Source organism: Rhodococcus cercidiphylli, from assembly GCF_033042225.1.
Classification (GTDB): Bacteria; Actinomycetota; Actinomycetes; order Mycobacteriales; family Mycobacteriaceae; genus Rhodococcoides.
Genome location: NZ_JAWLKE010000010.1, coordinates 97,726 through 110,441, shown reverse-complemented (window position 1 = coordinate 110,441; position 12,716 = coordinate 97,726). Strand labels below are relative to the sequence as shown.

General features: G+C 65.4%; 9 protein-coding genes. All 9 read left to right on the top strand.

The features are described from left to right. Positions 1-63 precede the first annotated feature (63 nt). The 9 genes from R3P95_RS22900 to R3P95_RS22860 all read left to right on the top strand — a co-directional run bounded on the left by R3P95_RS22900 (position 64) and on the right by R3P95_RS22860 (position 12,673). The gene (locus R3P95_RS22900) at positions 64-1,449 is read left to right on the top strand and encodes a DEAD/DEAH box helicase (protein ID WP_317549613.1); all 1,386 of its coding nucleotides are present in this window, start codon (positions 64-66) and stop codon (positions 1,447-1,449) included. Then, positions 1,446-2,345: a DMT family transporter gene (locus R3P95_RS22895; RefSeq protein WP_317549612.1), complete on the top strand. Its 900-nt coding sequence runs from the start codon at positions 1,446-1,448 to the stop codon at positions 2,343-2,345. Before R3P95_RS22900 ends, R3P95_RS22895 begins: the two co-directional genes overlap by 4 nt. Positions 2,346-2,356: 11 nt before the next feature. Beyond that, positions 2,357-3,793 (top strand): GuaB1 family IMP dehydrogenase-related protein, encoded by a 1,437-nt coding sequence (locus R3P95_RS22890; RefSeq protein WP_317549611.1) that lies wholly within the window; start codon positions 2,357-2,359, stop codon positions 3,791-3,793. 347 nt (positions 3,794-4,140) lie between these two features. After that, positions 4,141-5,520, top strand: coding sequence for a hemolysin family protein (locus tag R3P95_RS22885; protein ID WP_317549610.1), 1,380 nt, complete (start codon positions 4,141-4,143; stop codon positions 5,518-5,520). Then, complete coding sequence (locus R3P95_RS22880; RefSeq protein WP_149405728.1) at positions 5,513-6,649, top strand: hemolysin family protein; 1,137 nt, start codon at positions 5,513-5,515, stop codon at positions 6,647-6,649. The genes R3P95_RS22885 and R3P95_RS22880 overlap by 8 nt, the downstream gene beginning before the upstream one ends. Further along, complete coding sequence (locus R3P95_RS22875; protein ID WP_317549609.1) at positions 6,650-7,564, top strand: 3-methyladenine DNA glycosylase; 915 nt, start codon at positions 6,650-6,652, stop codon at positions 7,562-7,564. Between the two features lie 65 nt (positions 7,565-7,629). Further along, positions 7,630-9,804, top strand: coding sequence for a malate synthase G (locus R3P95_RS22870; RefSeq protein WP_317549608.1), 2,175 nt, complete (start codon positions 7,630-7,632; stop codon positions 9,802-9,804). A gap of 67 nt (positions 9,805-9,871) precedes the next feature. Then, positions 9,872-11,530, top strand: a complete 1,659-nt coding sequence (locus R3P95_RS22865) for a substrate-binding and VWA domain-containing protein (RefSeq protein WP_317549607.1) — start codon at positions 9,872-9,874, stop codon at positions 11,528-11,530. Between the two features lie 3 nt (positions 11,531-11,533). After that, positions 11,534-12,673: a metallophosphoesterase gene (locus R3P95_RS22860; protein ID WP_317549606.1), complete on the top strand. Its 1,140-nt coding sequence runs from the start codon at positions 11,534-11,536 to the stop codon at positions 12,671-12,673. Positions 12,674-12,716: the final 43 nt, after the last annotated feature.

Below are 12,716 nucleotides of genomic sequence, written 5' to 3'. Positions count from 1 at the left end.
GCTCCCCCACACTCTGCGTGCGATCGCCCCCTCGGCAATCACGGTGTCGAACGCCGATCGAACATGCGTTCTGCCCCGAGTATTGCGCGGGGCACCGACAAGAAGATTCCGACGCACGGCCGACGCAGCGGTATGGTCACAGCCATGCCGGGTCAATCCGTTCGATCGTTCGCAGAACTGGGACTGCCCGTGGTTCTCGTGCACTCGCTCAGGAAAGCGGGTGTCTCCGAGCCGTTTCCGATCCAGTCCGCCGCCCTGCCCGATGCGCTCGCGGGTCGCGATGTGCTGGGCCGTGCTCCGACCGGATCCGGCAAGACTCTCGCGTTCGGGCTTCCGCTGCTCGTGCGGCTTGCCGGCCGACGCAGCGAGCCCGGTGCACCGCGTGGACTCGTGCTGGCTCCCACTCGCGAACTCGCGCTCCAGATCCAGGAAGTGCTCGACGTCCACGGTGCGACGTTCGGCCTGCGCAGCGTCGGCGTGGTCGGCGGCGTTCCGCTCGAGCGCAATGTCCGAGAGATCCAGCGCGGAATCGACATCGTGGTGGCCACCCCCGGTCGCCTCAACGATCTCCTCGAGCGTCGTTCGATCACGTTGAATCGAGTGGAGGTCACCGTGATAGACGAGGCAGATCGCATGGTGGACATGGGATTTCTGCCCCAGGTCGATTCGCTTCTCGCTGCGACACCGACCGGCGGCCAGCGGCTGCTGTTCTCGGCGACCCTGGACGGAGACGTCGACCGCCTGGTCGAGAAGTTCCTCAGCGATCCGGCCGAACATTCCACCGCGCAGTCGGTGAGCGAACCGGACATAGCGCATTACGTGTTCAGGGTCGATGCCGGCCGCAAGACAGAAGTAGCTGCCGCACTTGCCAACAGGGACGGGCGCACGTTGCTGTTCGTCCGCACCACTCACGCGGTCGACCGGCTCACCGACGACTGTCGCCGGCTGGGCGTACCGGTATCGTCGTTGCACGGCAACAAGACTCAGGCGCACCGCACACGTTCGCTGGCCGCTTTCGGCGACGGCGCATCGACCGCGCTGATCGCGACCGATGTCGCGGCACGTGGGGTTCACGTCGACGACGTCAGCCTCGTGGTCCACGTGGACCCACCACTGGATTCCAAGGACTACGTGCATCGCGCAGGTCGCACTGCCCGCGCCGGCTCCAGCGGAACCGTCGTGACGTTGGCTACGGCCGAACAGGTGGATCACGTGTGCGCGATGGCGGGCGATGCCGGTGTCTCGGCAACGGTGGTCGACACCGAGAGCGATCCCACCTCGTGGCGTCGATTGACCGGGGCGCGTACACCCATCGGCAGGCCGCTCCCGGCCGAAGCGGTCGAAGCGCCGGCACAACGTGGCTCGCGGCGCGGTGCTGCGCCCGTCCGACACGAGCGAGGCGGGCGGGCCGGGGGCAGGCGGGGCGGCAACAGAGGACGACGCGGGTGACCGCGTCGTGGTTGTCGATCGCACTCGCCCTGGTTTCGGCATTCCTGTTCGCCTGTGCGTCGGTGGCACAGCAGAGCGCCGCGGCGTCGGTCCCCGAGGGAACGTCACTGCTCTCGGCTCTGATCCGAAGCCCCAGATGGTGGGTGGGCGTACTCGGCGACGGGGGCGGCTACGCCGTTCAGATCGCTGCACTGTGGGTCGGTTCGGTCCTGGTCGTGCAGCCGTTGCTCGTCACCGCCCTGCTGTTCGCACTCCCGATGTCGGCGAAATTGGCGGGCCGGGTTCTCCCTGCTTCGACGTGGGTGCTCGCATTCCTGCTTGCCGCCGCCCTCGCGGTGTTCATCGTGGTCGGCGACCCCAGCGAAGGTGACACCGACGCCCCTCTGTCCGACTGGATCGTTCCTCTGATCGTCGCCGCGGTCGTGATCGGCGGCGCAGCAGTGGGAGGTCTGCTCCTGACCGCCCCCGGTGTGCGGGCCCTGTTGCTCGGAGCCGCAGGAGGGTTGCTGTTCGGTCTGGCCGCGGCTCTGACGAAGTTGGTCACCGACCTCGTGGAGAACGAGAGGTTCGGCGCGTTGACGGCCTGGCAGACCTACGCCCTCGTCGGATCGGGAGTTCTCGGCTTCTACCTCCAACAACGCGCGTTTCAAGTCGGTCCGCTGTCCGCGTCCATGCCTGCCGTCACGATCGGCGAGCCCCTCGGCGCTGCGTTCATCGGCATCACGGTCCTGGACGAGCGAATCAGAACCGACGGGGCTTCCCTCGCCGTCATCGCCGTAGCGGTGTCCGTCATGATCGCCGCGACGATTCGACTGTCGCAGACCCAGGCGTCGACTCGCATCGAAAGAGAGACGGTGGACGGGGCGTCGACCCCGCCGATCACGCCCGACCGGTAGTCTCGATCAACGTGCAGTTCCTCGATGGTCATCAGCCGCCCTACGATCTCACCTACGACGATGTCTTCCTCGTCCCCAACCGAACCGACGTCACGTCGCGATTCGATGTCGACCTCAGTACGGTCGACGGCTCGGGAACGACCATTCCGATCGTCGTGTCGAACATGACTGCGGTGTCGGGTCGGCGTATGGCCGAAACCGTCGCACGTCGCGGAGCGATCGCAGTGATCCCGCAGGATCTCCCCACCGAGGCCGTCGCCGAAACGGTCGCATTCGTCAAGAGTCGCGACCTGATCGCGGACACACCGGTGGTCCTCGGCCCCAACGCATCCGTGTCCGACGCATTGGCGCTGATGCACAAGCGTGCACACGGCTCGGTCGTGATCGTCGAACATCGCAAGCCGATCGGAGTCGTGTCCGAGGGTGCCTGCGCCGACGTCGACCGATTCGCGCGGCTCAGCTCCGTGGCGTCGGCCGATTTCGTGCGAGCCCCTCGCCACGCGTCGCCCAAGGAAGTTTTCGAGCTGATGGAGGCGGCACACGCCCACCTCGCCGTCGTCGTCGAGAACGACGGCTCCCTGGCAGGTGTGGTCACCAGGACCGGCGCGATCAGAACCGGCATCTACGCGCCTGCAGTCGACGCGTCGGGTCGCCTCCGTATCGCTGCCGCCGTCGGCATCAACGGCAACGTGGCCGAGAAGGCGACTGCACTGGTCGAGGCCGGGGCCGATGTGCTCGTGATGGACACCGCTCACGGGCATCAGCAGAAGATGCTCGAAGCCCTCGCTGCCGTGCGCTCCCTCGATCTCGGCGTTCCCCTGGCGGCCGGCAATGTGGTGTCCGCGCAGGGGACGCGCGATCTGGTGGAGGCGGGCGCGGACATCGTCAAGGTCGGTGTCGGGCCGGGAGCGATGTGCACGACACGCATGATGACCGGCGTCGGACGCCCCCAGTTCTCGGCTGTCGCCGATTGTTCGGCTGCGGCAGCCGAACTCGGGGCTTCGGTGTGGGCCGACGGCGGTGTACGCCACCCACGTGACGTTGCTCTCGCACTGGCTGCCGGCGCTGCGAACGTCATGATCGGCTCGTGGTTCGCCGGCACGTACGAGTCGCCGGGCGACCTGCGGGTGGACGCATCCGGCAATCGGTACAAGGAGAGCTTCGGTATGGCGTCGAAGCGAGCCGTCGCCGCCCGTACCGCTACCGACGGGGCATTCGACCGGGCTCGCAAGGCCTTGTTCGAGGAGGGCATTTCCAGTTCGCGGATGCGCCTCGATCCCGATCGGCCGGGTGTCGAGGATCTGATCGATCACATCTGTGCCGGAGTTCGCAGTACCTGTACCTATGCCGGAGCCCGTTCGCTTCCGGAGTTGGCCGAACGAGCGGTTCTGGGGGTCCAGTCCGCCGCCGGATTCGCCGAGGGTCGGCCCCTGCCCTCCGGGTGGTGACGGTCGGGCACGGTTAGACTCACCAACAGCAAACACAGTAGTTCGCGCTCGCCACTCGTCGGACATTCGAGCTTTCGATTCTCGACAGGTGGCCGAACGGTCGGCTCCTCACGGAGTGGGACCACAGCGCGAACCGGACAGAAGGGAATCAGGTGCCCGAGGCACCCACTATCTCGGTTGCCGTCGCGGCAACTGCGGAACAACACGACGAGAGTTCCACTTCGGAGGGATCCTCTATCGAGCCGGGAGAGAAACCCGGCGACACAGATTTCGGCAGCCACGTGCACTCCGGCGGCGCGATGCTCCTGTCCCAGCTTCGACGGTCACGGCTCAGGCGGAGTTGACGCGTGGCACTTCTTCTCACCATCGTCAGCCTGCTCGGTTTCGTCGCCTTGACGGCAGGCACCGCGCTGTTCGTCGCGGCCGAGTTCTCGCTCACTGCTCTCGAACGCAGTGCCGTCGAGTCACAGGCAGCGAACGGCGACCTGCGCTCCCGCCAAGTTCTGCACGCCCACAAGACACTGTCCTTTCAGCTGTCCGGTGCCCAACTCGGCATCACCATCACGACTCTGATCACCGGTTACCTCGCCGAACCGGTACTGGCCGGCTTCATCCGACCCGTGGCCGACGCGCTGGGCGCATCCGAGACCCTCTCCGCAGGCATCTCGCTCGCGGTGGCGCTGATCCTGGCCACCTCGTTCTCGATGATCTTCGGCGAGCTGGTTCCGAAGAACATCGCCATCGCGAAACCGATGTCGACCGCTCGGGTCACCGCCGGCGCGATGGCCGGGTTCTCGCTGGTCTTCAAATGGGCCATCAACGGGCTCAACGGCTCGGCGAACTGGCTGGTACGCCGGCTCGGGATCGAGCCGGCCGAGGAACTGAGATCCGCGCGGTCGCCGCAGGAGCTGGGTTCACTGGTTCGCACGTCGGCACGGCAGGGATCGATCGACGAGAACACTGCCCGGCTGGTGGATCGGTCGTTGCAGTTCGGCGATCGTACGGCCGAGGAACTGATGACGCCGCGAGTCAAGATCGAAACGCTCGCCACCGACGCGACCGTGGCCGATCTGATCGAAACGGCTGCGCGGACCGGCTTCTCGCGCTTTCCGGTGGTCGACGGCGATCTGGACGACACCATCGGCGTCGTTCACATCAAGCATGCGTTCACCGTCGCCGGAGCGCACCGTCGCTCGACGACGGTCGAGTCCCTGGCACGCGACGTTCCTGTCGTACCGTCCAGCCTCGACGGCGACGCGGTGATGGAACGGGTACGCGCCGACGGTATGCAGGTCGCGCTCGTCGTCGACGAGTACGGCGGCACCGCGGGCATGGTCACGATGGAGGATCTGATCGAGGAGATCGTCGGTGACGTGCGCGACGAACACGACGAGCCGGAGCTCGACGTCTCCAGGTCGGGCGACGGATGGGATTGCGCAGGCCTGCTGCGTATCGACGAGGTCGCGTCGGCCACGGGGTATTCCGCGCCGGAGGGCGAGTACGAAACCATCGGCGGTCTGGTACTGACCGAGTTGGGTCGCATTCCGACCGAGGGGGACGCAGTCATGTTGCCTCCCCCGGCCAACGAGGATCCGCTCGAACGAGACGGCGGTTGGGTGGCACGGGTGATTCGGATGGACGGCCGTCGCATCGACCGGGTGGTGCTCCTGCCCGTCGACGCGGCAGCGGTGGCTCGGATGAGATCGGACGGTGAGATCGATGGGTGATTTCCTCGGAGTCGGTCTCGCCGTTCTACTGCTCGCCGGCAACGCATTCTTCGTCGGAGCCGAGTTCGCACTGATCTCGGCCCGGCGGGATCGCCTCGAAGCGCTGCTCGCACAGGGCAAGAAGCGCGCTCAGAGCGTGATCGAGGCCGGTCAGAACCTCTCGCAGATGCTCGCCGCTGCACAGCTCGGCATCACGATCTGCTCCATTCTTCTCGGTCGTGTGGCAGAGCCTGCAGTGGCACACCTGATCGAGGTTCCGCTCGAGGCTGTCGGCATTCCCGAGTCCTTCCTGCACCCGATCGCTTTCGCAATCGCGTTGACGCTCGTGGTCGTTCTGCACATTCTCATCGGTGAGATGGTGCCCAAGAACATCGCGATCGCAGGCCCGGAGAGCACCGCCATGGTTCTGGTGCCCATCCATCTGCTGTTCATCAAGGTGGCACTGCCACTGATCTCGTTTTATAACATGTGCGCCAACCTCACCCTTCGACTGCTGCGGATCGAGCCAAAGGACGAGCTGAGTTCCTCGGTCTCGGCGGTCGAGTTGTCGCAGATGATCGGCGAATCACGATCCGAGGGACTGATCGACGCCGAGGAGCATCGACGATTGCGGCAGGCCCTGGAAACGTCCGGCCGGACGGTGGGTGAGGTTCTGATTCCCTCGCACCAGGTTCGCAGTATCGAGTTGTCCGGTCCCGATCACACCCTCGGACCCACCCTGGGCTCGGTCGAACGAGCCGTCATCGAAACGGGATTCTCGCGCTATCCGGTTCGCGACGCCTCGGGTGCACTTGTGGGCTACCTGCACCTCAAGGACGTACTCGACGACATGGCCGACGAGTCGGCAGGACCGGACACGGTCATTCCCCGCAGTGATGTGCGAGCACTGCCGGTGGTCTCCATCGACACGGTGCTCGACGACGCGTTGACCAAGTTGCGTCGGGCCAGCAGCCACCTCGGCGCCGTGCACGACGCGACCGGTGCCACGGTCGGTATCGTCGCGCTCGAGGACCTGGTCGAGGAGTTCGTCGGTACGGTTCGGGACGGCACACACCGGGTGGCCGGTCCCCGTCCGGGTCAATCGTCGTCCAACTTCAAGCCTGCGACTACTCCCCCACGGAACGCGTGAATGCCCAGTTCGACGTTGGTGAGCGAAGGGCAGTGGACCGCTCGTCGTGCTGCGCATACGGCGCGGGTGGAGAACCTCGTCGGTGATTATCTGACCGACCGGGGCCACGGCGGCGTCCATCCGGTGCTCGATTTTCTGTTCACCTACTACAGTCACCGCCCGGGTCAGCTACGCCGATGGAATCCAGGTCACGGCGTCGTACTCACCGGCGATCGTGCGCGTGACTACGCGGAGTTCGCGTCCTACGAGCAGGTGGACACCGCCGACGGCCCGGGTTTTCGGGTGCGGTCGGATCTGGTCGAGCGTCGACGATCGAGCATCGAATTCACCCTCGGCCTGCTCTCCGCCACCCGAGACAGGCCGCCGGTGCTCGGATGTTTCGGACTGCACGAGTGGGCGATGGTCTACCGCGGGGGAACGTCGGCGCAGCGTCACGAGCAGGTGCCACTGCGTCTGGGACACGACGGAACCGATGCCGTGGTCGATTCGATGACGTTGCGGTGCACGCACTACGACGCCTTCCGCTTCTTCACTCCCGATGCTGCGCCGCGCAATGCTCTTACGCTGTCAGCGGAGTCGCGTCTGACATCCGAGCAACCCGGGTGCATTCACGCCTCGATGGATCTGTACAAGTGGTGCTACAAGCTCGGACCGCTGATCGATTCCGAGTTTCTCACCGACTGCTTCGAGCTGGCTCTGCACGCGCGAACGATCGACATGCGCGCGAGCCCGTACGACCTGAGTGACTACGATCTCGAACCCATTCGAATAGAGACCGCGGCCGGACGAGCGGAATATGTGCGCGCGCAGGGAGAGTTGTCGAGCGAAGCGGCACCTCTGCGCTCGGCGTTGATCGCTCGATGCCAGAATTTACTGATCGGCGGCGAGTTCGGCGTCGGACCTACCGCCGAGTAACATCGACAGCGTTGTCGTGGGGACACCGGTCACCGGTGTCCATGACCGGAAAGAGTGAGGAATTCATGACCGATCGTGTGCAGGCTGGTGGACTTCAGGTCGCCAAGGTCCTATTCGATTTCGTCGAGAAGGAGGCGCTGCCGGGTACCGACGTGGATTCGGATGCCTTCTGGACCGGTGCCGCGTCGCTGATCGCCGATCTCGCTCCCAAGAACAAGTCGTTGCTCGCTGTCCGCGACGAGATCCAGGGCAAGGTCGACGCCTGGCACGGTGAGCACGCGGGGCCGAACTACGACCGCGCCGCGTACAAGGCATTCCTGAAGGAGATCGGCTACCTGCTCGACGAGCCGGCCGACTTCCAGATCACCACCTCCGGTGTCGACACCGAGATCACCACCACGGCCGGACCGCAGCTCGTGGTGCCGGTGCTCAATGCCCGGTTCGCGATCAACGCGTCCAACGCACGATGGGGCTCGCTGTACGACGCTCTCTACGGAACCGATGCCATTCCCGAGACCGACGGTGCCGAGAAGGGCACCAGCTACAACAGGGTCCGCGGCGACAAGGTCATCGCCTTCGCGCGCGACTTCCTCGACGAAGCGCTGCCCCTGAGCTCCGGTTCGCACGTCGGTACCACCGGATACGTCGTCGACGCAGCGTCTCTGACGGTGACTCTCGCCGACGGAAGCACCGTCGGGCTGAAGGATCCGTCACAGCTGCTCGGCTACCAGGGCACCCCGGATGCGCCGTCGGCGATCCTGTTCGTCCACAACGGCTTGCACTTCGAGATCCAGATCGACCCCGAGAGCCCGATCGGCAAGACCGACGGCGCGGGAGTCAAGGACGTTCTGCTCGAGTCCGCTGTCACCACCATCATGGACTTCGAGGACTCCGTCGCTGCCGTCGATGCGGACGACAAGGTCCTCGGCTACCGCAACTGGCTCGGTCTGATGAAGGGCGACTTGACCGAGGAAGTCTCCAAGGACGGCAAGAGCTTCACTCGTGCGATGAACAAGGACCGCACCTACACCTCGGTCGACGGTTCCGAACTGACACTGCACGGTCGCTCGCTGCTGTTCGTCCGCAACGTCGGTCACCTGATGACCTCGGATGCGATCCTCGATGCCGACGGCAACGAGGTGCCCGAGGGCATCCTCGACGCGCTGTTCACCTCGCTCGCCGGTATGCACTCGCTGACCTCGGACAACGTGCTGTCCAACTCACGCACCGGTTCGCTGTACATCGTCAAGCCCAAGATGCACGGACCGGACGAGGTCGCGTTCACCGCGGAGCTGTTCGGCCGTGTCGAGCAGGTCCTCGGCCTTCCGACCAACACACTCAAGGTCGGCATCATGGACGAGGAACGCCGCACGACGGTCAACCTCAAAGCGTGCATCCAGGCCGCATCCGAGCGGGTCGTGTTCATCAACACCGGCTTCCTCGACCGCACCGGCGACGAGATCCACACCTCGATGGAGGCGGGTCCCGTCGTGCGCAAGGGTGCTATGAAGGGCGAGAAGTGGATCGCGGCCTACGAGGACTTCAACGTCGACACCGGTCTGGCTGCAGGCCTCGAAGGCAAGGCGCAGATCGGTAAGGGCATGTGGGCCATGCCCGATCTGATGCACGACATGCTCGAGCAGAAGATCGGCCACCCCAAGGCCGGAGCCAACACCGCGTGGGTTCCCTCGCCTACCGCAGCGACCTTGCACGCCCTGCACTATCACAAGGTCGATGTCTTCGCCCGCCAGCACGAGATCGCACAGGCCAAGCGCGCCACCGTCGACGACATTCTCGAAATTCCTCTCGCGCCGTCCACGGACTGGACCGACGAGGAGAAGCAGAACGAGCTCGACAACAACTCGCAGTCGATCCTGGGCTACGTGGTGCGGTGGATCGACCACGGCGTCGGCTGCTCGAAGGTGCCCGACATCAACGACATCGCACTCATGGAAGACCGTGCGACGCTTCGTATTTCGAGTCAGTTCATCGCGAACTGGCTGCGCCACGGCATCGTCACCGAAGACCAGGTGCGCGAGTCGCTGAAGCGGATGGCACCGGTGGTGGACCGCCAGAACGAAGCCGATCCGACGTACAAGCCGTTGGCTCCCGACTTCGACACCAACATCGCTTTCCAGGCTGCCAGTGACCTGATCTTCCAGGGCACCAGCCAGCCCAACGGCTACACCGAGCCGATCCTGCATCGTCGCCGACGGGAGTACAAGGCCGTCAACGCCTGACGGACTTGTCGATCACGTGGGTGAACATCGGAACACAGGGCGCGGGCGTTCGATAGCCGCCGGACCCGTGATCGTCGTGATCACGATCGCGGTGCTGGTCGCGGCCGTCTTCGGATGGTTTCAACTGCGGGATCGTATCTTCGACCAAGGGGTCGAAGCTGCCGACACATGTGTGGAGGGATCGGCGGTGCTCACTGTCGCCGCCGATCCCGACATCTCCGGACCTGTCGAACAACTGGCTTCCCGGTTCAACGACACCGCACCGGTGGTGCGAGATCACTGTGTGACGGTGCAGGTTCGAGCTACCGCCTCCGATGCTGTGCGGACGGCATTGAACGCCGGTATCGACAACTGGGACGTCGGCGCACTCGGTGCACGGCCGGGCCTGTGGATACCCCAATCGTCGGGTGACGTGGAGGCCGTGACCGACCGCGGAGCAGTCGACGGCACCCCGCGGCCACTGGCGTCGAGTCCGGTAGTGCTCGCAGTGCCGTCTGCCGTGGCCGACGCTCTGGCCACGGCAAGTTGGGCCGACCTGGTCCGCCTGCAACGTGATCCGCAGGCATTCGGCCTCGGCGAGTGGGGCGCACTCCGTCTCGCACTACCGACCGGATCCGATTCCGGCGCAACCACACTGGCGCTCGCCGCAATCGCTGCCGGGATACGCGAAGATCCGACCAGCGAATTGACCCTGGAACAGGCCTCGTCCAGAGAAGTGGTCTCGGCCGTGTCGGAGCTGGCCGTTACCGACACCGGAGCCTCCGCGACGTCCGAATCCACCACCTACGACGCGCTCGCGGCACTGGAGAACGCGCCCGGCTCCGATGCCCCCGTCCACGCGGTCCCGGTCACCGAGCAGCAACTGGCATCGACCGATTCGTCGACGTTGACCGCCGTCGAACCTCAGGGCCCCACTCCCGTTGCCGATCATCCCGCGGCCGTACTCTCCGGCGACGAGACATCGACTCGGGCGGCCGCCGCGTTCGTCGATTTCGTCCGGCAGCCGGACGGTGCGCAATTGCTCACGGATGCGGGCTTCGGCGTCGGCGAGACCCAGGACGCCGATGCCCTCGCTGCGCCCTCCGGATCGGTGGCCGACGCACTGCTGGCCGTGCTGCGAAGCCCGGTCCTGCCGCGCCGCGCCACGGTGCTGCTCGACGTATCCGAGTCGATGGGCACGTCCGAAGGCAGCGCGACTCGGCTGCAGAACACGGTTCGCGCTCTCAGCGAGCAGTTCCAACGAGTGCCCGACGCCACCGAGCTGGGGCTGTGGAGCTTCGGCGAGGATCTGGACAATTCACTCCCCTTCCGGGTCGACGTTCCGACCGGGCCGATGTCGGCTGCGATCGGGCCGACGTCCAGGCGGGCTGCTCTGGAATCCAGCGCGGCCGCGTCGACGCCCGCGGGCGCGTCGTTCACGTTCGCATCCGTACTGGTCGCGTACGCCGATGCTGTGGCCGGATACGTTCCGGGCCGGGTGAATTCGGTGGTCCTCGTCACCGATGGACCGGACGATTCACCCCTGTCCCCCGAAGAACTGCTCACCGACCTGAACTCGGCGTCCGATGCCGCGCGTCCGGTCGCAGTGAACGTGGTGATGATCGGCGACAACCCCGACGCGACTGCGTTCACCGACATCGCGGCCCGTACCGGCGGCACTGCCACGACCGTACCGACGTCCGATTCACCGGAATTCATCGATCTACTCGGAAAGTTGCTGTACTAGAACATGTCTCGTGTAATTTTTGTCGGCGTTTTTCTACTCCTCATCACCCTGTTCCTGCACTGGCGGTTTCTCTCCGTGACCAGGATGCCGACACGTCCCAAACGAGCTGTCGATGCTGCACTGGCACTGCTGTGGCTGGGTGCGGTGATCGGTTTCGGCAGCGGCGTGGAGTTCGATCCGTCCTGGGCACGAGGACCCGCCTTCGTCGGCCTCAGTTGGCTCGCCGTGGTGCTGTACCTGTTCCTGGGAAAGATTCTGGTGGCCGTGGTCTGCACCGTCGTGAGAGTGGTGTTCGCGGCTCGTGAACGCGATTCGTCCGCTGTTCGACTGCGGGTGTCGCGGATCGGCTCGGCGGCGGTGGCACTCGTCAGCGTGGTTGCAGTGGGATACGGACTCGTCGAGGCGGCGACTCCGCGTGCGACGAACACCGACGTCGTGCTCGACAGGCTACCGGCCGAATTCGACGGCGTCCGAGTGGCGTTGGTGTCGGATCTCCATGTCGGCCCCTCCCGCGGCGCGGATTTCGTGCAGAAGGTCGTCGATTCGATCAACGACCAAAATCCCGATGTCGTGCTCCTCGACGGTGATCTCATCGATGGGACGGTTGCTCTGGTGGGAGAAGATCTCGAGCCGCTACGCGATCTCGAAGCGCCGCTGGGTGTGTTCGCCGTCAGCGGCAATCACGAGTTCTACGCGGGCGACGGCGGCGAATGGCTCGACTTCTGGTCGACGCTCGGCATCGACGTGCTGCGAAACGAGCGAACGACGATCACTCGTGGCGACGCTGCCATCGATATCGCCGGCATCAACGACGCCACCGCACCGGCTCCGTACGAACCCGATCTGGCCGCGGCATTGGACGGGATCGATCCTGATCGCTTCGTACTGCTGATGGCACATCAGCCGTTGCAGGCGGTGGAGGCATCGGACTTCGGAGTGGACATGCAGGTGTCCGGTCACACGCATGGGGGTCAGATCTGGCCGATCCGTTATCTGGTTCCGCTGCAGCAGCCCAGTGTCGAAGGGCTGGACACGATCGGCAACACCACGCTCTACACCACCCGGGGTGCCGGCGCGTGGGGTCCACCGGTGCGGGTGGCCGCTCCGCCCGAGATCGCGATGCTCGAACTGACTCGGGGCTAGAAGCCTCCGACACCACCACACCAGAGCCCGCCACGTCGCCGTG